At 67.2% G+C, this 20,601-nt stretch carries 17 protein-coding genes; 5 read left to right on the top strand and 12 right to left on the bottom strand.

All coding sequences use genetic code 11. From position 1 onward, the window contains the following. Window positions 1-71: 71 nt before the first annotated feature. Window positions 72-1,793 (bottom strand): ATP-dependent RNA helicase RhlB, encoded by a 1,722-nt coding sequence (rhlB, locus tag VG561_RS07330; protein ID WP_423179499.1) that lies wholly within the window; start codon window positions 1,791-1,793, stop codon window positions 72-74. A gap of 508 nt (window positions 1,794-2,301) precedes the next feature. Here rhlB and trxA point away from each other — a divergent pair. The 3 genes from trxA to VG561_RS07315 all read left to right on the top strand — a co-directional run bounded on the left by trxA (window position 2,302) and on the right by VG561_RS07315 (window position 6,387). After that, window positions 2,302-2,631, top strand: coding sequence for a thioredoxin (gene trxA, locus VG561_RS07325; protein WP_005411275.1), 330 nt, complete (start codon window positions 2,302-2,304; stop codon window positions 2,629-2,631). 227 nt (window positions 2,632-2,858) lie between these two features. After that, entirely contained in the window at window positions 2,859-4,604 is a 1,746-nt protein-coding gene (rho, locus tag VG561_RS07320) for a transcription termination factor Rho (RefSeq protein WP_046429862.1), read from the top strand. Between the two features lie 208 nt (window positions 4,605-4,812). Continuing rightward, complete coding sequence (locus tag VG561_RS07315; protein WP_032961682.1) at window positions 4,813-6,387, top strand: sensor domain-containing diguanylate cyclase; 1,575 nt, start codon at window positions 4,813-4,815, stop codon at window positions 6,385-6,387. A gap of 39 nt (window positions 6,388-6,426) precedes the next feature. On the opposite strand, the gene VG561_RS07310 is transcribed toward VG561_RS07315, so the two are convergent. Next, a complete protein-coding gene (locus VG561_RS07310) occupies window positions 6,427-7,317 on the bottom strand; it encodes an energy transducer TonB (protein ID WP_049439329.1) in 891 nt (296 codons plus the stop codon). Window positions 7,318-7,397: 80 nt separating this feature from the next. Further along, on the bottom strand, window positions 7,398-9,128 hold the full coding sequence (aceK, locus tag VG561_RS07305) for a bifunctional isocitrate dehydrogenase kinase/phosphatase (RefSeq protein WP_049439331.1): 1,731 nt from the start codon (window positions 9,126-9,128) through the stop codon (window positions 7,398-7,400). Window positions 9,129-9,292: 164 nt separating this feature from the next. Between aceK and VG561_RS07300 the strand changes: the two genes are divergently transcribed. Continuing rightward, complete coding sequence (locus VG561_RS07300) at window positions 9,293-10,030, top strand: KilA-N domain-containing protein (RefSeq protein ID WP_204294325.1); 738 nt, start codon at window positions 9,293-9,295, stop codon at window positions 10,028-10,030. A 74-nt stretch (window positions 10,031-10,104) separates the two neighbouring features. Here the strand turns inward: VG561_RS07300 and VG561_RS07295 are convergent, their stop codons facing one another. The 9 genes from VG561_RS07295 to VG561_RS07255 all read right to left on the bottom strand — a co-directional run bounded on the left by VG561_RS07295 (window position 10,105) and on the right by VG561_RS07255 (window position 19,134). After that, window positions 10,105-10,464 carry a hypothetical protein gene (locus VG561_RS07295; protein WP_014648639.1) on the bottom strand — a complete coding sequence of 120 codons (360 nt, stop codon included), beginning with the start codon at window positions 10,462-10,464 and terminating at the stop codon, window positions 10,105-10,107. Between the two features lie 53 nt (window positions 10,465-10,517). After that, window positions 10,518-10,934 carry a roadblock/LC7 domain-containing protein gene (locus VG561_RS07290; RefSeq protein ID WP_014648640.1) on the bottom strand — a complete coding sequence of 139 codons (417 nt, stop codon included), beginning with the start codon at window positions 10,932-10,934 and terminating at the stop codon, window positions 10,518-10,520. Beyond that, a complete protein-coding gene (locus tag VG561_RS07285; RefSeq protein ID WP_014648641.1) occupies window positions 10,927-11,475 on the bottom strand; it encodes a GTP-binding protein in 549 nt (182 codons plus the stop codon). The genes VG561_RS07290 and VG561_RS07285 overlap by 8 nt, the downstream gene beginning before the upstream one ends. Continuing rightward, on the bottom strand, window positions 11,468-12,433 hold the full coding sequence (locus VG561_RS07280) for a hypothetical protein (protein WP_014648642.1): 966 nt from the start codon (window positions 12,431-12,433) through the stop codon (window positions 11,468-11,470). The genes VG561_RS07285 and VG561_RS07280 overlap by 8 nt, the downstream gene beginning before the upstream one ends. Window positions 12,434-12,749: 316 nt before the next feature. Further along, window positions 12,750-14,972: an NADP-dependent isocitrate dehydrogenase gene (locus VG561_RS07275; protein ID WP_046432822.1), complete on the bottom strand. Its 2,223-nt coding sequence runs from the start codon at window positions 14,970-14,972 to the stop codon at window positions 12,750-12,752. 357 nt (window positions 14,973-15,329) lie between these two features. Continuing rightward, window positions 15,330-15,842 carry a hypothetical protein gene (locus VG561_RS07270; RefSeq protein ID WP_014648644.1) on the bottom strand — a complete coding sequence of 171 codons (513 nt, stop codon included), beginning with the start codon at window positions 15,840-15,842 and terminating at the stop codon, window positions 15,330-15,332. A gap of 45 nt (window positions 15,843-15,887) precedes the next feature. Next, window positions 15,888-16,181 (bottom strand): LysM peptidoglycan-binding domain-containing protein, encoded by a 294-nt coding sequence (locus tag VG561_RS07265; RefSeq protein WP_005419771.1) that lies wholly within the window; start codon window positions 16,179-16,181, stop codon window positions 15,888-15,890. A 285-nt stretch (window positions 16,182-16,466) separates the two neighbouring features. Then, window positions 16,467-17,285, bottom strand: a complete 819-nt coding sequence (gene queF / locus VG561_RS07260; RefSeq protein WP_049439336.1) for an NADPH-dependent 7-cyano-7-deazaguanine reductase QueF — start codon at window positions 17,283-17,285, stop codon at window positions 16,467-16,469. A 529-nt stretch (window positions 17,286-17,814) separates the two neighbouring features. Next, window positions 17,815-19,134, bottom strand: a complete 1,320-nt coding sequence (locus VG561_RS07255; protein WP_046432850.1) for a M20 family metallopeptidase — start codon at window positions 19,132-19,134, stop codon at window positions 17,815-17,817. Window positions 19,135-19,320: 186 nt separating this feature from the next. Here VG561_RS07255 and VG561_RS07250 point away from each other — a divergent pair, with 186 nt between their 5' ends. Further along, window positions 19,321-20,565, top strand: coding sequence for an efflux RND transporter periplasmic adaptor subunit (locus VG561_RS07250; RefSeq protein ID WP_014648647.1), 1,245 nt, complete (start codon window positions 19,321-19,323; stop codon window positions 20,563-20,565). Window positions 20,566-20,601 lie beyond the last annotated feature (36 nt).

Below are 20,601 nucleotides of genomic sequence, written 5' to 3'. Positions count from 1 at the left end.
CCGCGGCCGGCACTACCGTTCAAAGCCACCCGACCAGCGGTCGGGGGCTTCCCGCTGATCGGCAGCGCCGATCAGCTGCCCGACAGCATCCGGCGGATCTTGCGGCCGATGCGGGTCAGGAACGAATCGCCGCTGTCGGCCGCCGTGCGCACCGGCTTGGCCACCACATGCACCGGGGTCACCGGGCTGGCGCCGTTGCCGGCGTTGGCCTGCACGCCCTCGCCACCCTCGACCGGACGGCCGTGGCGACGACGACGGCGCTTGCGCGGCTTGCGCTCGCCATCCACGGCACCTTCCGGCGCGCCCTCGGCGCGGGGCGGGCGCGGCGGACGCGGAGCCTGGGCGACAGCGGCTTCAGCACCTTCGGCCGGGGCAGCTGCAACCTGCTCGCCTTCCACGCGCGGCTTGCGCGGGCCACGCGAACGGCGCTCGCCGCTGCGCTCACCGTCGCGACGCTCGCCACGGCCACCGCCGGAGCGGCCCCCACTGCGACCACCACCACGGCGCTCTTCTTCAGCGGCGCGGGCTTCGCGCGCTTCACGGAAGATCTGGCCGACGCTCTCGTTCTCCTCACCTTCCTCGCCAGCAGCCGGGGCCGGGCGTTCCGGGCGCGGCAGCGGCGTCAACAGTTCCTTGGTGACCGGCTCGGACGGGATCTTCTGCTCGATGTAGGCCTCGATGTCCGGCAGGCCCATCGCGTAGCGTTCGCAGGCGAAGCTGATCGCATCACCCTCTTCGCCCAGGCGCGCGGTACGACCGATGCGGTGCACGTAGTCTTCGGCGTCGAACGGCAGGTCGTAGTTGTAGACGTACTTGATGCCGTCGATGTGCAGGCCACGCGCGGCCACGTCGGTGGCCACCAGGATTTCCAGCTGGCCCTTCTGGAAGCGGTTGAGCAGGCTCTCACGCTTCTTCTGCGGCACGTCGCCGGACAGCACGCCGACGCGGTAGCCGGCCTTTTCCAGCGAGCGGGCGACGCGCTCGACGAACACCTTGGTATTGACGAACACCATGGTGCGCGCGCCTTCACTGCGCGACAGCAGGCCCAGCAGCAGCGGGATCTTCTCGTCGTCGGCCGGGAAATAGATGCGCTGGCGCACGCGCGCAGCGGTGATGGTCTCGGCTTCGACCACCAGCTTCTGCGGCTCGTTCATGTGCTCGTAGGCCAGCTCCAGCACGCGATGGCTGAGGGTGGCACTGAACAGCAGGGTCTGGCGGATGGTGCGTTCCGGCATGCGGCGCAGCAGGAAGCGGATGTCCTTGATGAAGCCCAGATCGAACATGCGATCGGCTTCGTCCAGCACGCAGATCTCGCAGGCATGCAGCGAAACCACCTTGTGCTGCTTGACGTAGTCGATCAGGCGACCCGGGGTGGCGATGATCACGTCCACGCCCTGCTGCAGCAGCTCACGCTGCTTGTCGTAATCCACGCCACCGTAGACCAGCGCGAAACGCAGGCCCAGGTCGGAACCGAACTTCACCGCATCCTTGTGGATCTGGATGGCCAGTTCGCGGGTCGGGGCAAGGATCAGCGCACGCGGATCCTCCGGCTTGCGGTCGGCCAGCGCCGGGCGGGTCAGCAGGCGGTTCACGACAGCGACCAGGAAGGCCAGGGTCTTGCCGGTGCCGGTCTGGGCCTGGCCGGCAACATCACCGCCGGGCAGCGCGACCGGCAGGGTCAGCGCCTGGATCGGGGTGCAGCGGGTGAATCCGGCTCCTTCAAGGCCGGCCTGCAGGGCCGGATGCAGCTCGAAGGAGGAGAAGGTCAAATCGGTCAGCGGTTTGTCGCTCATGAGTCCGTCTTGGTATGGCCGCCGGCCCGTGGGGCGGCTGGCACTTCATCGTCTAGGGGCACCGTCGCAAACTGCGGCCCCTGCGGCGGGTTGGCAGGCTGGGACCACCGGTCCGCGCGCCGCACAATGCCCCAGTTTACCGCACTCGGGCAGGCAAACCGGAATGCGGCGTCTCATGGCATCCAGAGACGCCACCTTCACCCAGCCACACCGGACTTGAACGGCCTGCCCGGGTTCGCTGGTGTCGCCCACTGCCAGCCCCATGTACAGGAAGACAGTGAAATCCGACACATACCGGCCATCGAAGCGATCACGATACGCTGGGTTCCAACCGGCGCCTGTCCCTGCCCTGCGATAGGGGTACACTGCCGGCCGTGAGCGTCCAGGCATCCCGCCGAACGCACCGCGGCAGTGCGCCGCGAGGCAACGACGAGGGTCGCGCCACCGGGCATGGCCCAGTTCACCCACCTCCGGCATGGCCGGGTGCAATCCAAGACGAGAAACCAAGATGAGCGACAAGGTTGTACATGTCGGCGACGCCGACTTCGATAGCGCAGTGCTGAATTCCAAGGAACCGGTGCTGGTCGATTTCTGGGCCGAGTGGTGTGGCCCCTGCAAGATGATCGCCCCGGCGCTGGACGAACTGGCCGATGCCTACCAGGGCCGCGCCAAGATCGCCAAGGTCAACGTCGACCACAACCGCGCACTGGCCGCCAAGTACCACGTGCGTTCGATTCCGTACCTGGTCGTGTTCAAGGACGGCGAGAAGGTCGGCGAGCAGATCGGTGCGGTGGGCAAGGCCCAGCTGGCCGGCCTGCTGGACAAGGCCCTGGCCTGATCCTGCTGTTCCCGGCAGCCGCCGCCCGCGGCTGCCGGCGGGCGCCCCGCGTCCATCATGAATGCTGTTCCCGGCGACCCTTGCATGCCGCCGCAGGCCGATGATAGTGTCGGCATATCCGGCCGCGCTCGCGTGCCGCACCCTCTGGACGCAGTTTCTTCCAGACCCATTCCCAACGTTCGCCGCCCCAGCCGGGCGCTCGCACCTTCAAGCGAGGAATAACGCTCTTGTCCGATAACACTTCCGAAACCGGCAGCGCCGATGCGCCCGCCGAAAAGCGCGTGCGCAAGCCCCGCGTGAGCAAGGCCGCCGCCCCGGCAGCCGCCGAAACCAGCGCCGCTCCGGCGCAACCGACCCTGCCGCTGGCAGCCGCGCCCGAAGCGCCGGCGCCGGCTGCAGCCGCCCCCGCGCCGAGCGCGCCTGCCACTGAAGCCCCCGCCTCCGGCGGCGGTGAGGGTGGCGAAGGCCGCGAATCCGGACAGCGCCAGCAGAACCACCAGGGCGGTGGGCAGCACCAGGGCCAGGGTCAGAACAACAACCCCTACAACCAGAACGGCCAGCAGGGCCAGGGCAATCGCCGCGACCGTTTCCGCAACCGTCGCGACCGCGACCGCAACCGCGGTGGCCGCGATGACGGCATGCCGCAGGACGGCGGCGAGCAGCAGCCCTTCGTGCCGCGCCCGCACGCCAACGTGCCCGAGGGCTTCCCGGTCTACTCGCTGAGCGACCTCAAGCGCATGCCGGCACAGAAGCTGCTGGAGATCGCCGAGCAGCTGCAGATCTCCGAAGGCGTGGCCCGTGCCCGCAAGCAGGACGTGATCTTCGCCCTGCTGAAGGTGCTGACCCGCCACGGCGACGGCGTTGCCGCCGATGGCGTGCTGGAAATCCTGCCGGACGGCTTCGGCTTCCTGCGCGCGGCCGAAGCCAGCTACCTGGCCGGCCCGGACGACACCTACATCTCGCCCAGCCAGATCCGCCGCTTCAACCTGCGCACCGGCGACCACATCTCCGGCCGCATCCGCTTCCCGAAGGACGGCGAGCGCTACTTCGCGCTGAACATCGTCGACACCATCAACGGTGAGCCGATCGAAGCGTCGAAGAACAAGGTGCTGTTCGAGAACCTGACCGCGCTGTTCCCGCGCCGCCGCTTCACCCTGGAGCGTGGCAACGGTTCGTCGGAAGACATCACCGGCCGCATCCTCGACCTGATGGCGCCGCAGGGCAAGGGCCAGCGCTCGCTCATCGTGTCCCAGCCGAAGGCCGGCAAGACGATGATGATGCAGCAGGTCGCCACTGCCATCACCACCAACCATCCGGACGTGCACCTGATCGTGCTGCTGATCGACGAACGCCCGGAAGAAGTGACCGAAATGCAGCGCACCGTGCGCGGCGAGGTCATCAGCTCGACCTTCGACGAGCCGGCCGCGCGCCACGTGCAGGTGGCCGAAATGGTCATCGAGCGCGCCAAGCGCCTGGTCGAGCACAAGAAGGACGTGGTGATCCTGCTCGACTCGATCACCCGTCTGGCCCGCGCCTACAACAACGTGGTGCCGAGCTCGGGCAAGGTGCTGACCGGTGGTGTGGACGCCAACGCCCTGCACCGCCCGAAGCGCTTCTTCGGTGCCGCGCGCAACGTGGAGGAAGGCGGCAGCCTGACCATCATCGCCACCGCGCTGGTCGACACCGGCTCGAAGATGGACGAGGTGATCTACGAAGAGTTCAAGGGCACCGGCAACAGCGAAGTGCACCTGAGCCGCCGTATCGCTGAAAAGCGCGTGTTCCCGGCCATCGACATCAACCGTTCCGGCACCCGCCGCGAGGACCTGCTGATCGAGCCGGAACTGCTGCAGAAGATCTGGATCCTGCGCAAGCTGCTGCATCCGATGGATGAAATGGCCGCGATGGAGTTCCTGCTGGACAAGATGAAGAACACCAAGTCCAACGACGAGTTCTTCGGTTCGATGAAGCGCTGATCCACGGCATTGCATCGAAAGGAACCTGCCGCTCGCTGCGGCAGGTTTTTTTTTGCCTGCAGGGCGACCCACTTCACTTTGCCGCCGCCGACTTTTGGCGATAATCCGCCCGATACCCTGCCCGGCCCTGCGGGCGTGGCCACCGATTCCGCTGTCGCCCCTTCCGGAGAACCGGTCGGGTCCAGCCTCCTGCCGGATCCGTCGACGCATGCGAACGCTGTCTCCCCGCCTCAACCTGGGCAAGCTGATCCTCGCCCTGGCCCTGCTCAGCGCCATCATCGCCCTGGCCAATACCCTGCTGGCCAGCTACCGCGTGCAGCGCGACCAGCTGGTCGGCAATACCCTGGAAGCCAACCGCGTCTATGCCACCAAGCTGGCCGAGACCACCCAGAACTTCCTGCTGGCCGCACAGCAGGAGCTGGCCTACGCCGCCACCCGGCTCGGCCAGAGTGACCTCGATCCGGCACAGGCACAGGACGAGGCCAGCCGCCTGCAGCTGCAGACCAACAGCTTCAATTCCTCGCTGGTGGTGGACGCCGACGGCCTGGTGATCGCCACCTCGCCGCAGACCCTGCAGCTGCAGGGCGAGATCCTGCACAGCGTCGGCAACAATGCCGCATTGGCTGCACGCCAGCCGATGATCAGCGACCCGTACCAGTCGACCACAGGCAAGCTGCTGGTCTCGCTGTCGCACCCGATCTTCGACCGCCAGGGCCACTATCGCGGCTACGTCAGCGGCACCCTGTACCTGCGCCAGCGCAGCGCGCTGCATACGCTGCTGGGCAAGCACTACTACCGCGACGGCTCCTACCTGTACGTGGTCGACCGCCATGGCCGCCTGCTGTACCACGCCGACGGCAAGCGGGTCGGCGACTACGTGGTCGGCAACCCGGCGGTGAAGGCGGTGGTGCGCGGTGAGCGCGGCGCGCAGCAGGTCCGTAACAACCTGGGCGTGTCGATGCTGGCCGGCTACGCGCCGGTACCGGCCACTGGTTGGGGCATCATCGCCCAGCGGCCGACCGAGGCCACATTGCAGCCGTTGTCACGGTTGATGACCGCGGTGATCTGGAACGCGATCCCACTCGGCCTGCTGTCACTGCTGATCACCTGGTGGTTCGCCCGGCGCATCTCGATGCCGCTGTGGCAGCTGGCGCGCAACGTGCAGGGTGGCGAGGACACCGGCAGCGCGATCAACCACGTCAGCGGCATCCGCGCATGGTACTTCGAGGTTGCCCAGCTCAAGCAAGCGGTCCTGCACAGCTTCAACGCCCTGCAGGACCGCATTGGCACACTCAACCGCGCCAACCGTACCGATCCGCTGACCGGCCTGCTCAATCGCCGCGGCCTGCAGCAGGCGCTGGATGCGCTGCAGGTGCAGGGCATTCCGTTCGCGATCCTGGCGCTGGACATCGATCGCTTCAAATCGATCAACGACAGCCACGGCCATGACGTCGGTGACGCCGCCATCGTCCATATCGCCGACCAGATGCGCCGCTACTCGCGCGACAGCGACATCCTCTGCCGTGCCGGTGGCGAGGAATTCCTGCTGCTGCTGCCGGGCATCAGTACCGACTCGGCGCGCCAGGCCGGCGAGCGCCTGCGCCAGCACATCGCCGATCATCCGTTCGAGCCGGTCGGCACCATCACCGTGTCGCTGGGCGTGGCCCACTTCCCCAGCTTCCATGTCGATGCCGAGCAGGCGCTGCGGCTGGCCGACAAGGCCCTGTACATGGCCAAGGAACAGGGCCGCAACCGCGTGGTGGTCTACCCGTACGCGGACTGAAAAGCGGCCGGCCTGGCCGACCGCTCCATCGCACCGGGCTCAGCGCTGCGCCAGCGGCGTCAGCAGGCGCAGGCCGCGCTGGGTGCCATCGACCATGTACACGCCGCCGGCCGGCAGCAGATCACTTCCCGCCTGTCCGGCGCCATCCGGCGTGCGCCAGGGTGCGGCCTGGCGCGGGCCGGGGATGAAGGCACGCCAGCGGCCGTAGCGTTCCGGCTGGCCGTTGTCGCTGTTGTTCAGGGCGAAAGTGACCGGCACGCGCACGGTCCATGAATCCCGCGTGCTGTCCTCGCCGGTGGTCGGCGGCGAGAAGGTCCACTTGCGGGCCGCACTGATACTGGCCTTGGCGAAGATGTCGCGCATCCTGGCCATGGTCCGTTCCGGTGCGACCACGGTCATGTTCACCTGCTCGGCAATGACATCGGCCACGGTGCCGTCGCGTGCGACCTTGACCAGCAGCAGTACGTCACCCTGCCCGCCATTGCGGAAGGCCTCTTCGGGGTAGCGCGGCGGCGGCATGCGCTTCTGGGTGATCGAATCGGTAGCCTTCGGATCATATTCACTGAAGTCGACGCTGGTCATGCTGATCTGGTAGTTGCCGTCTTCCTGCTGCTTGCCACGCAGGCGTACGCGCAGCGGCGCGTGGACGGCCACCGGCGTGCCATCACGCAGCGTCGGTTCGAACTGCCAACCGCGGATGGCGCCTTCCACGAACGACACGATGCCGGGTGCGAGCATGGCACGCTGGTCCAGGACCAGCGTGCTGACCGAACCATCGGCCGCCACGTCGATACTGCCCGACAGCACCATGCTCATCTCGGCAGTGGCGCGCACGGCGCGCGCGTTCTGGGCCACGGCATCGGCCGGCAGCAGGGGAGCACCGGCGGCGAACGCCAGGGCCAGCGCAAGGAACAGGGGGGAACGCATCATTGCCGGATCCATGGTGATGAGGTGAACCCCGAGCGTACCGCAGTCCGAGCGGGACCGGCAGGCAGTCCACGCCACGCCGTTCAGGCCAGGCGATGGACCGCCGCATAGGGCGGCGTATCCGGATAATCACCGCTGGCGAAGCGCGCCTGCAGGCCCTGCCACCACGCGGGATCAAACAGGTGCCGGTAATGTTCGCGCACCGCCGCCAGCTCACCCGCCGGCAGGCCCATGAACGGGCCGAAGCGCTCGGGAAACACGTCGCGTGGCCCGACATGGAACCAGGGTTCGTCGGCCATGGCTTCCTCCGGCGTGCGCGGCTGCGGCCAGGCGCGGAACACGCAGTCGCTGACCAGGCACAACTCGTCATAGTCGTAGAAGACTGCCCGGCCATGCCGCGATACGCCGAAGTTCTTCGGCAGCATGTCGCCGGGGAAGATGTTGTTGCGCGCCATGTCGGTGATCGCCTGCGCGTAGTCGAGTACCGCCGCACGCACCGCATCGCCGCCCTGCTCGCGCAGATACAGGTTCAATGGACGGAAGCGACGCTGCACGTAGCACAGTGCGACTTCCACCTGATCGCCATCGACGCGCACGCTCTGCGCGCACTGCGCAAGCAGCTCCTGCAGCAAGGCCGGTGCGAAGCGGTCGCGCGGGAAACGCAGATGGCGGTACGGCTGCGCATCAAGCAGGCGACCGACACGGTCGAGGTTGAACACCAGCGCATACTTCTCTTCCACCTGCTGCCGCGACATCGACTTCGGCCACGCGAAGCGGTCGCGGATCAGCTTGAACACCAGCGGATAGCTGGGCAGGGTGAACACCGCCATGACCATGCCCGGCGTGCCTTCGGCATGCACCAGCCGCTCCTGCGGATGTTCGTTGAAGTGGCGGAAGAAGGTACGGTAGCGCTCGGTCTTGCCCTGCTTGGCGCGGCCCAGCACCGTATAGATCTCATCAATGGGCTTGCCCGGCAACAGGCTGCGCAGGAACACCACCGCATCGCCCACCGTGGCAAGGTCGGCCTGGAAATAGCTGCGCGACACGCCGAACAGATGGGCGACATCGCGACGCCGGGTCAGCACCGCATCTGCACGCAGGCCCTGCCCATCGTTGACCAGGGCGATCACGCACGGTGAGAAGCGGTGTTCGCCGAACACGCGACCCACCAGGTAGGCGCGGCGCTCCCGGTAGAACACGGTGTCGAGCAGCTCGATGCTGCGCACCGGCGTATCACCCCAGTGGGCCAGATCATCCTGCAGGCGCACAGCGATGGCCGCCGCGCAGCGCAGCTGGTGCGCATACGGAATGTCGAAGCGGTAATCGGCCAGCACGCGCTGGAGAGCCTCCACCGGCCGCGTCGGCGAGACCGCATAGGTATGCCGTGCGACCGGGTGGGTGATCGCATCGGACGGCTCGACATCGAAGGCGATGAACTCCAGCGCCGGGTCCACGCCACGGGTGGAGAACAAGCGCCGCGACAGCGTGTTGTAGAAGGTCTTGTACAGCTCGGCGTCGATCAGCCCCCGCAGCAGTGCGCTATAGCGCGCATGCACCTGCAGCCACAGCGCGCGTTCCCCGATCGCTTCGCCGGCGAGACGCCGCAGCGCATCCATCTGTTCGGCGATGCACAGGTCGTACAACGCGATGCGCTCGACTGCATCCCGGCGCGCGCCCACCCAGTCGCGCTGCTCGAAACGCTGCCGCGCACGGGCGGTGATCGCCGCAAAGCGGGCGTGATACTGCTCGAAGCCGGCGTGAATGGCGCCGGCGATGCGCGACGCCAAGTCGGCAACGGTGTCAGGCTCGGACATGCAGGGCTCACCCGGGAGGACCTGCCTCACCATACGCTGGCGTGGGGTGGCTTGTGTAGGGCCACTGCATGCCGCGACAAACGCAACGATTCCTACAGACCTGATGCCTCCCTGCTGCCTACCCTTTCAGGCCCAACAACGGCACGAGGTGACGCATGCAGCAAATGACCTTTATTCCGCGCGTGGAGGAAGGCAACGTCATCCCGCAGCGCGCCCGCGACGGCTACATCAGCGCGACCGCCCTGTGCCAGTCCGTCGGCAAGCGCTGGTCCGACTACCGGGCACTGAAATCGACGGAGGAGTTCCTGCAGGAGCTCATGGCGCAGACGAAGCTGTCCGAGAATGAGCTGATCCACGTGGTATCCGGTGGGAACCCGGCCATGCAGGGCACCTGGATCCACCCGTACCTCGCCATCCACCTCGGCCAGTGGCTGTCGCGCAGGTTCGCAGTGAAGGTCTCGCAGTGGGTGGTGGAATGGCAGCAGGGTCGCGCCAATGCGTTGCTGCCCGTGCACATCGACCGCTACATGCAGAACCGTGCCAAGGTGCCGTACACCCATTTCTCGATGCTCAACGAGCTGACGTTGAACCTGATCGCACCGCTGGAGCAGGCGGGCTATACGCTCCCGCAGGCGCTGGTGCCGGACATCTCCGAAGGCCGACTGTTCTGCAAATGGCTGAGGGATCATCGCGGCGTCGACACCGATGCGCTGCCCACGTATGACCACGCCTACCCGGACGGCCGCACGGTGCAGGCCAAGCTGTATCCCAACGAGTTCTACGAGGACTTCCGCCGCCACTTCAACGAAGTGTGGCTGCCAGATCATGCGCCCAGGTACTTCGCCGCACGCGACAGCAAGGCTCTCTCGTTCGTCTCTGCACTGCTGCTTCCAGCAGCCTGAAGGCAGCGCCGAACGTGCTCGGCTGCTTCGGCTGGAAGCAGCCGAGCATGGTCCGGCGCTACGGAGGCGGCCGCTCAGATCGCCAGTTCGGCCTCCACGTCCTGCACCTTGCGCCGGGCCAATGCCAGGTTGGACTTGGTACGGTCCAGCACGATGTAGAAGAACAGGCCCTTCTTCTTCGCCACCGGGCGCATGATGTGGTACGCCTTGCCCAGCGAGATCAGGATGTCCTCGATGCTGTCGTTGAGGTTCAGCGATGCGGCGGTCTTCATCTTCGCGCGGATCACTTCGGTATTGCCGGCGGCGGCCACTTCCATGTCCATGCCGGCACCGGCTTCGCCCAGCAGCATGCCGCTTTCGTAATCGACCAGCGCCACTGCCTGCGCGCCGTCGATGCCCATCAGTGCGTTCAACGAATCATTCAATCCAGCCACGTCGCACCCCTTGTCGATGTTGGTCCGAGCCCCTTGTTCCCCTGCGGCCGGGCTCACGATCCGCCGAGTTCGGCCAGGATCGCCTGGCCACATTCCCTGCTCTGCCACAGCACCTGGCCGATCACGCTGCGCTGGTCGCAGGCCGCCATCAGCAGCAACGGTGCGCGCCCTTCGGCCTGGATCGCCAGCATCAGCACCTTTCCGCCCGCCGCTTCCAGCATCAGTGTCTGCAGATCGCCCAGCACCAGTTCGCGCCCGACCGCCGCAGCCAGCGCCAGCATCGCGCTGGTCATCGCCGCCAGCCGTTCGCCGCGCCCTTCGGCGCCGGCGCTGACCAGGGCAAAGCCATCGACGCTGGCCAGCACGACCGTGCGCACGCCTTCGACCCGCTGCTGCAGGTCCTGCAGCAGGGGCTGCAGGCGCTCACGCTGACCGGCGTCGGGCAGTACCGCCAGCTGCCCGTCAGCCATGTGCAGCCACCAGTGCGTGCGCTTCCATTTCGCTCATCAGTACATCCATCAGCAGCAGTCCCTGTCCTCGGTCACGGGCATCCACGGCCAGCAGCGGCAGCGGCTGGTCGTCAAGGCAGGCACGGATGGCCCAGTCATCCAGTGCGGCCTGCGGTGCCTGGTCCAGGTGGGTGACCGCCACGACCAGTGCCAAGGATGATGCGAACGGCTGCAGCACCTGCAGATAGCCTTCCAGCTCGCTGGCCAGGCCGGCGCGGCGCGCATCCAGCAGCAGCACCGCGCCACGCGCGCCCTGCAGCAGGATCGGCCACAGGAAATCGAAACGCTGCTGGCCGGGTGTGCCGTAGAGACGCAGGCGTTCGCCGTTGGGCAGGTCGATGTCTGCATAGTCCAGCGCCACGGTGGTGGAGGCCTTGTCGGCGCCGAGGCGATCACTGTTGGCCACATCCGTGTCGACCACCGCGCCAGCCGCGATGCTGCGTACCAGCGTCGACTTGCCGCTGCCCATGCCGCCCAGCACGACCACCTTGTGCTCACGCATTGCGCTCGCTCCCGCGCAGGTGCCGCCACAGGCGGGCGAGCAGTCCGTTGTCGGTGCGGGTGCCACCTGCCGCCATCATCAGCGTCGCCGGGGCGGCCTGCAGCTGCGCGTAGCCACACAGATAGGCGGCATGGATGAAATCGCGAACGGCCGCCGCCGGCAGTTCGAGCAGCATCGTGCATTCCTCAACCGTACACGCACGCTTGAGCAGCAGCGAGCACAGGCGGAAGCCATCGTGGTCATGGCCCAGTACGCGGAAGTCCGGCCAGCGCAGCAGCTTCACCGAGGCGCCGCGCAGGCGCTCGTCCAGCGCCTGCCAATGGCGGCTGCGTTGCGCCCATTGCCACAGCAGTGGCCGCAGCGGCTGGCGTGGCCGCTCGCCGGCCAGGGCCTGCAGGCGCGCCGGTGTCAGCGCGTCCAGCTGCAGGCGCTCAAAGGCATCGGCCAGCCGCTCCACCAGCGCCGCAGCCGGCTCCTGCAACAGCACGGCCTGATCGTGCTCCAGATCCATCAGCAGCAGAGGCTCGCCTGCATCACCCAGCAGTGCCTGGCCCTGTCGCAGCGGCAGCCGCTCGCGCAGCAGACGGGTGATGGCGTGCGCGCCATCTGCCAGGCGGATCGGCGCAGGTGTCTGCATGACCAGGGGCTCCGGTGCCAACTGCATGCGACGCAACGCGCGACCGATGGCACCGTCATCAAGCACGTCCTGATGCCCGTCGCCATCACGCAGCTGGCCGCCGATGTCCTCGATCCAGCACTGCAGGCGCGGACGTTGCTGTCGCATGCGCTGGGCGGCGTTGCGCAGCGCCGGGGTATCGCGGATGACCAGCAGATCACAATCGTCCAGATCCTGGCTGCGGCGGACCTGGCCATCCGGCAGCGCCGAGGCCAGGCGCAGCCGTTGCAGCAGGGCCTGCTCGCCCTGGATATCGGTTCCCACTACCAGCACGCGTGCCATCCGTGTTCCCCGTGCGGCCACCTCCCCGGTGGCCTCGCGTCGCCAAGGCTAGGGCATCGCCAGCGGCGGCCGTCGTGATCGATTGCTCAGATTCAAGGCGACTGCGAAACCGCGCCGATCCATTCTGCGACCGCCATCGCGGGCAAGTTTCATGCCCCGTTGACGGCATTCCGACGACCGACGGATGTCACGGTTCTGGACACGGGTCGAATGGGGTCAGATCCCTTTTGCTTGCAAAAGGGATCTGACCCCAGCGCCATAAAAAGAAACCCGCGCCGAAGCGCGGGTTCCGGTGTCACGGCCGAACGGCAGTGGATCAGCCGCGCAGCTGTTCCAGCGCGGCGTTGAAGGTCGCGCTCGGGCGCATCGCCTTGCTGGCCTTGGCCACGTCCGGGCGGTAGTAGCCGCCGATGTCCACGGCCTTGCCCTGCACTGCGATCAGCTCTTCGACGATCTTCTGCTCGTTGTCGGTCAGCGTCTTGGCCAGCGGGGCGAAGCGCGCCTTCAGGGCGGCGTCCTCGTCCTGCGCGGCCAGGGCCTGGGCCCAGTACAGCGCGATGTAGAAGTGGCTGCCACGGTTGTCGATGCCACCCAGCTTGCGCGATGGCGACTTGTCGTTGTCCAGGAACTGGCCGTTGGCTTCGTCCAGCGCCTTGGCCAGCACGCGGGCAGCGGCGTTGTCGTAGCGGTTGCCCAGGTGTTCCAGCGACGCGGCCAGGGCCAGGAACTCACCCAGCGAATCCCAACGCAGGTAGTCCTCTTCAACGAACTGCTGCACGTGCTTCGGGGCCGATCCACCGGCACCGGTCTCGAACAGGCCGCCACCGGCCATCAGCGGCACGATCGACAGCATCTTGGCGCTGGTGCCCAGTTCCATGATCGGGAACAGGTCGGTCAGGTAGTCACGCAGCACGTTGCCGGTCACCGAGATGGTGTCCTCGCCCTTGCGGATGCGGTCCAGCGAGAACGCGGTGGCTTCCACCGGCGGCAGGATGCGGATATCCAGGCCGGTGGTGTCGTGGTCCTTCAGGTACTGCTCGACCTTGGCGATGACCTGCGCGTCGTGGGCGCGGGCGGCGTCCAGCCAGAACACGGCCGGGGTGCTGCTCAGGCGGGCGCGCTCGACGGCCAGCTTGACCCAGTCCTGGATCGGCGCGTCCTTGGTCTGGCACATGCGCCAGATGTCACCAGCTTCCACGGCGTGCTCGAACACCACGGCGCCGGCATCATCGGTGACCTTGACCACGCCATCGGCGGCGATCTGGAAGGTCTTGTCGTGCGAGCCGTACTCCTCGGCCTTCTGCGCCATCAGGCCGACGTTCGGCACCGAGCCCATGGTGGCCGGGTCGAAGGCACCGTGCGCCTTGCAGTCGTCGATGACGGCCTGGTACACGCCGGCGTAGCAGCGGTCCGGAATGACCGCCTTGGTGTCCTGTAACTTGCCTTCGGCATTCCACATCTTGCCCGAGTCGCGGATCATCGCCGGCATCGAGGCGTCGACGATCACGTCGCTCGGCACGTGCAGGTTGGTGATGCCCTTGTCCGAATTGACCATGGCCACGCCCGGGCGCTGCGCGTACTCGGCGGCCAGGTCGGCCTCGATCGCGGCGCGGGTGGCTTCAGGCAGCGACGGCAGGCGCGCAGCCAGGTCACCAATGCCGTTGTTGGCATCGAAACCGGCCTGCTTCAGCACGTCGGCGTGCTTGGTCAGTACGTCCTTGTAGAACTCGTTCACCGCCACGCCGAACATGATCGGGTCGGAGACCTTCATCATGGTCGCCTTCAGGTGCAGCGAGAACAGCACGCCCTGGGCCTTGGCATCGGCAATCTGCTCGCCGATGAACGCGGCCAGTGCCTTGCGGCTCATGACGGCGGCATCGACGATCTCGCCCGCCTTCACTGCGGTCTTTTCCTTCAGCACCACGGCGCTGCCGTCCTTGCCGTGGAAGGTGATCTTCAGCGAACCGGCGTTGGCCAGGGTGGCCGACTTCTCGCTGCCGTAGAAGTCACCGGCGGCCATGTGCGCGACGTGCGACTTCGAATCCGACGCCCAGGCGCCCATGCGGTGCGGATGCTTGCGCGCGTAGTTCTTCACCGACAGCGGTGCACGGCGGTCGGAGTTGCCTTCGCGCAGCACCGGGTTCACCGCACTGCCCTTGACCTTGTCGTAGCGCGCTTTGTAGTCGCGCTGCTGGTCGTCGGCCGGGGTTTCCGGGTAATCCGGCAGCGGATAGCCCTGGTCCTGCAGTTCCTTGATGGCCGCCTTCAGCTGCGGCACCGAGGCGGAGATGTTCGGCAGCTTGATGATGTTGGCGTCCGGGGTGGTCGCCAGCTGGCCCAGCTCGGCCAGGTCGTCGCTGACCTTCTGCGCGTCGCTGAGCAGTTCCGGGAACAGCGACAGGATGCGGCCGGACAGCGAGATGTCACGGGTTTCCACCACGATGCCTGCGGTGGCGGTGTAGGCGCCGACGATCGGCAGCAGCGACTGGGTGGCCAGGAACGGTGCTTCGTCGGTCAGCGTGTAGAGGATCTTGGACATGGGGGACTTGGACTCTGTAGCAGTGCTCAGGGGAAGGCCGGCGCCAGCGCCGGGCCACGTGCAACCGTGTCGCGCGCGGGGCCGGGCCCCACGCTTTCCCCCGTCGCCGTCAGGGTGGGCGCGCGGCGGGGAAACCCCTGCATTGTCGCGTTTTCAGCCGCGCGGGGCAAAGCTGTGCCATACGCGGCGGTACTGCACGGCGGCAACGCTGTGATCCATCCGCGCCAGGATGAAGCCCCCCACAGCATCAGCAGATCCACGCCATGCGTGGATGAAGCCAGCCATCGCCCAACAAAAAAGGACGCAGCCTCGCGGCTGCGTCCATCGTGAGCCCTGCCGGGAGAGAGTCGGCAGGACTTACTTGACCTCGAACTCCTGCGGCGTTCCGGCCGCCTTGCCATCGACGGTGACCTCGGCGCGGTACTTGCCGGCCGGCCAGCCCTTTGCATTCTTGAACGTGACGTTGGTGGTTTCCGCACCACTGGTGTTCAGGGTGGCGTTCTGTTCGCCGGCTACCTGGCCGTCCTGATAGGTCAGCTTGGCGCCAACGGTGACGTTGTTGGCAGCGCCGTCGGTCTTGACCGAGACGATGATGTCATCCTTCGGTGCGAACAAAGCCGTCGTCGCAACCGACTTGTCGGCGGCTGCGGTCTTGCCGACGGTGACCGACGAGACGTTGACCGCAGCGGCTTCGGCCATCGGCGGCGGTGCGCCGGTCATCGGCGCGGGAGCTGCGGGTTCGGCCGGGGCGGTCGCCGCCGGAGCGGCGTTGCTGTCGGTCGACTCTTCCTTCTTCTTGCAACCGACCAGGGCAACGCTGCCCAGCAGGGCGGCGATCAGGGCGGTCTGTAGCGGGGTGGTCTTGATCATTCGGGGTTCCTCCCAGGGATTGTCGGACGGCGTTCGATGGCCGGCTTACTTCGGCGGCAGTTTCAGGGTCTGGCCCGGGAAGATCTTGTCCGGGTCATCAAGCACATCGCGGTTGGCTTCGAAGATCTTTTTCCAGGCATTGGCGTCGCCCAGATGCTGCTTGGCGATCTTCGACAGCGAGTCACCCTTCTGCACGGTATAGGTGCCGCCGCTGACAACGTCTGCGGTGCTGTCCACCGAAGCGCTGACGCCGGAGAAGTCCGCCTTCGGCACCTGCTCGGCGGTACTGTCGACACTGCCACTGACGCCGGAGAAATCGGCTTTCTTCTCGGTACTCATCCACAACTCCCGTCTGCATGACTACGTGATTCGCACGGTGCCATGGAGGTTGTTAAATGGGGATGGTGCAGATGTGAAGCCGCCCCCCGGGGCGGCTGAACAATCGGGGGAATGGACGCCCGGTAGTGCCGGCCGCTGGCCGGCTGTGCCAGGGGGATCCGGCCTTGGCCGATTGCCGGCCAGCGGCCGGCTCTACCCGTAACCACCTGCGAATCATGGTAGTGCCGGCCGATGGCCGGTGCTCGCCGGGCATGGCCCGGCGCAACGGGCAACCGCCTGTGGCGGTTACTGCCGCAGTTCGCGGTAGGTCGCGGCCGGGGCGGCGATGCCCGGGCTGGCACGCCAGGGGTTGATGTCCAGGCCGCCACGACGGGTGTAGCGGGCCTCCACTTCCAGCCACTGCGGCTGGCAGCGCGCAGACACCTCGCTGAAGATCCGTTCAACACACTGCTCGTGGAACTCGGCGTGCTCGCGGTAGCTGACCAGGTAACGCAGCAGGCCGGCGCGGTCGATCTTCGGCCCGCGGTAGCGCAGGCTGACCGTGGCCCAGTCCGGCTGGCCGGTAACCGGGCAGTTGGACTTCAGCAGCGCCGAGACCAGGGTTTCCTCCACCACCTCGCCGGCATCAGCGGCGAGGAAGTCTGCCTGCGGCGGGCCGTAGCAGTCGATCTCCAGGTCGAGCCCATCGATGGATTCGCCGAGCGGCGTCTCACGCAGGCCCGGCAGGCCGAATTCGACCTCCACCGGCGCACCGGCGCAGGCCGACAGATCCGCCACGATGCGCGCGCGCAGTGCCTCGGCGCTGTCGATACGGGTGCTGTTGAGGGAGTTCAGGTACAGCTTGAACGACTTCGATTCGATCAACCGCGGCGAGGTGCACGGCACCTGCACGGTGGCGACGGCGACCTGCGGCTTGCCACGCGCGTCGAGCCAGCTCAGCTCGAAGGCATGCCAGCGGTCGTGGCCAACGAACGGCAGCGCGGCGTCATCGAGGCCGATCTCGGCGCGGGCGCCGCTGCGGGGGATGGGAAACAGCAGGCCGGGATCGTACTGCGACGGGTAACTGACCTCGCGACCGAGGCTGGAATCCTGTGGGGTGTTCATGGGCGCCATTGTATCGCGCGGACGGCGGGCCTTCGGCCGGGCTGGCCAACGGCGGAGCCCCTCCGTGGTGGTTGTGTTGCCGGATACAGGAGCTGGCCGGGAGGGTGGGTTGGCCGGGGGACGCCGTGAATCCATCCATGGAGGCTCGGTCGCCGCATCCATGCGGCTCACGCCCCCAGCCAACCCACCCTCCCGGCCACGGACAATTTCCCGCGCCACCACGGGAAAGATCAGGAAAATCAAAATCAGAATCCGATCCTTCAGACGTTCATGACGTCCGCCGTGCCGACCAACGGTCGGCACCCACCAACAGCAGCGGGCACCAACAGCCGCGGGAAACTGTCGAAGGCGGGGTGGGTCCGGTTGAGGGGGTGTCCGCGGCATGGATGCCGCGGCCAAGCCCCCAGGGACGGGTTTACGGCGTCCCCCTCAACCGGACCCACCCCGCCATCCCACGGAATGCCCGCTGTTGACGTTGACGTTGCCGTTGATCCAAGCGGGTGCAGGGCTGCAAGCCCTGCGGAAACCCTCACTCCGCCGGGGTGCCGGCACCGTGCAGGTAATCCAGGCTCACCTGCAGCAGCGCGCGGAACCCGACATCCAGCGCCTTCTCATCCAGCAGGAACTTCGGCGAATGGTTGGCCGGCGCCGTTGCCGGGTCGATGCCCGCGCTGGTGGAGCCGACGAAGAAGAACATGCCCGGCACTTCCTTCGCGTACAGCGAGAAATCTTCCGCACCCATCTGCAGCGGTGGCTCGTATACGTTGTCCTTGCCCACCACCGCCTGCAGGCTCGGCAGCATCTTCGCGGTCAGTGCCGGGTTGTTCACCGTGGCCGGGTTGCCATCGGCTTCGTAGATCTCGGTCACCGCCTTGGCACCATGCGCGGCGGCGGTGTGCTCGGCCACGTTGCGCAGGTCGGCGAAGATCTGCTGGCGCATGCCTTCGTCGAAGGTGCGGATGGTGCCGACCATCTCCACTTCATCGGGAATGATGTTGTAGCGGATGCCGCCGTTGATCGCGCCGAAGGTCAGCACTGCCGGCTGCTTGGACAGGTTGGCGCGGCGGCTGACGATGGTCTGCGCGGTGCCCACCAGGTCGGCGGTGGCGACGATCGGATCAACCCCGTTCCACGGCGCCGAACCATGCGTCTGGCGGCCGATCACCTTGATCCCGAACCGGTCCGAGGCCGCCATCAACGGGCCACCGCGCACCGCGATCTGACCCACCTGCACGCTGGAGAACACATGCAGGCCGAACACCGCTTCCGGCTTGAAATCGGCGAACAGGCCTTCCTTCAGCATGAGTGCCGCACCACCCTCTTCCGGCGGCGGTGCGCCCTCCTCGGCCGGCTGGAAGATCAGCATCACCTGGCCCGGCAGGTCCTTCTTCATCGACACCAGTGCTTCGGCCACGCCGAGCAGGGTCGCGGTGTGCGCGTCATGGCCACAGGCATGCATCACGCCCACGGTCTGCCCGCGGTACTGGTCAGTGGCCTTGGAGGCGAACGGCAGGCCGGTCTGCTCGGTCACCGGCAGCGCGTCCATGTCGGCGCGCAGGGCGATCTTCGGCCCCGGCTTGCCGCCCTCGATGATCGCAACCACGCCGTGGTGGGCGATGCCGGTCTTCGGCTTCAGGCCCATCGCACGCAGGCGCTTGGCGACCTCGGCCGAGGTGCGCGCCTCGCGGTTGGACAACTCCGGATGCTGGTGGAAATCGCGGCGCCATTCGACCACCTTGGCCTGCAGCCGCTGCGCGGCGGCGGTCACTTCCGGGCGCTGCCCGTCCTGGGCGTGGGCAAGGGCCGGCAGGGCCAGCAGCAGGGCGGACAGCAGCAGCGAACGGCGCATCGCAATCTCCACAGCAGAAGGGTTCCAGCTGAATGTAGGGCAACACCGCCGCCACGGGAACCTCCGGCGCTCGATCCGGTCTTAGCGCCCGTCCCATCCGTCATGCAGGAAACGTGATGTGGCACAGGTATGCTTTGCGCATTGCCCCGGCGTCCCGCCTGGTCCAGCCCTCTCGGAGTCCTCGTAATGTCACGTGTTTGGAAGATCGTGCTGCTGGTCGTGGCAGTGCTGGTGCTGGCCGTGGTCGGCCTGCGCGTCATGGGCGGGGGCAAGGACAAGGCCGGTGGTGCAGCTGCGGGGGCGCGCCAGGGCGGCGAGGATCCGAATGCCGGTCCAGTACCGGTGACCGTGGTGGAGGCCACGCGCCAGGACGTGCCGGTGTATGCCAGCGCGCTGGGCACGGTGACTGCGATGAACACCGTTACCGTCAGCCCGCAGGTCGGCGGCCAGCTGATGAGCCTGAATTTCCGCGAAGGCCAGGAAGTGAAGCAGGGTGACGTGCTGGCGGTGATCGATCCGCGCACGGCCCAGGCCAGCTATGACCAGGCCGCCGCAGCCAAGCGCCAGAACGAAGCCCTGTTGGCCACTGCGCGCTCCAACTTCCAGCGCTCGAACGCGCCTGAGTATCGCCAGTACGTCGCCAAGACCGATCTGGATACACAGCGTAACCAAGTGGCACAGTACGAAAGCGCCGTGGCCGCCAACGAGGCCAGCATGCGTTCGGCGCAGGTGCAGCTGCAGTACACCAAGGTCACCGCACCGATCTCCGGCATCGCCGGCATCCGCGCGGTCGACGCGGGCAACGTGGTCAACGCCGGCACCGCGCTGGTCACGCTGACCCAGATCCATCCGATCCACGTGCTGTTCAACCTGCCCGAGCGCCAGCTCGGCGACGTGCGCCAGGCGCAGGCCGCCGGCACGGTGCCGGTGGCCGCGCTGGACCGTGCCGATTCGCATGTGTTGTCCGGCGACGGCAAGCTCGACGTGGTCGACAACCTGATCAGTGCCGACAGCGGCACGTTCAAGGCGCGTGCGATTTTCGACAACACCGACAACGGCCTGTGGCCGGGCCAGTTCGTCAACGTGCGCATGCAGCTGCGCACGATCGCCGGTGGTGTGGTCATCCCCACCCAGGCGGTGCTGCGTGGCCCGGATGGCGAGTACGTCTACATCGTGCAGGGCGACAACACGGTAAAGATGCAGACGGTGCGCAGCGGCGTGGAAGTGGGCGACAGCCAGGTGCAGATCGCCGAAGGCCTGAAGGGCGGCGAGCGGGTGGTCAGTGAAGGCCAGTTCCGCCTGAAGCCGGGCAGCAAGGTCACCGCGCTGAAGCCGGGCGAGACCCCGGCCGCACCGACCGAGGCCGAACTGAAGGCGGCCGAGCAGAAGAACGCAGGCGGCGGTGGCCGTCGCGGTGGTGGCCCGCGCTGAGCGCAGGCCACTGATCTCCCTCGCGCCGGCATACCC

Source organism: Stenotrophomonas sp. CASM110 (genome assembly GCF_049384345.1).
Taxonomy (GTDB): domain Bacteria; phylum Pseudomonadota; class Gammaproteobacteria; order Xanthomonadales; family Xanthomonadaceae; genus Stenotrophomonas; species Stenotrophomonas muris.
Note: the sequence above shows the minus strand (reverse complement) of the source record. Positions and strands in the feature narration are given on the sequence as shown.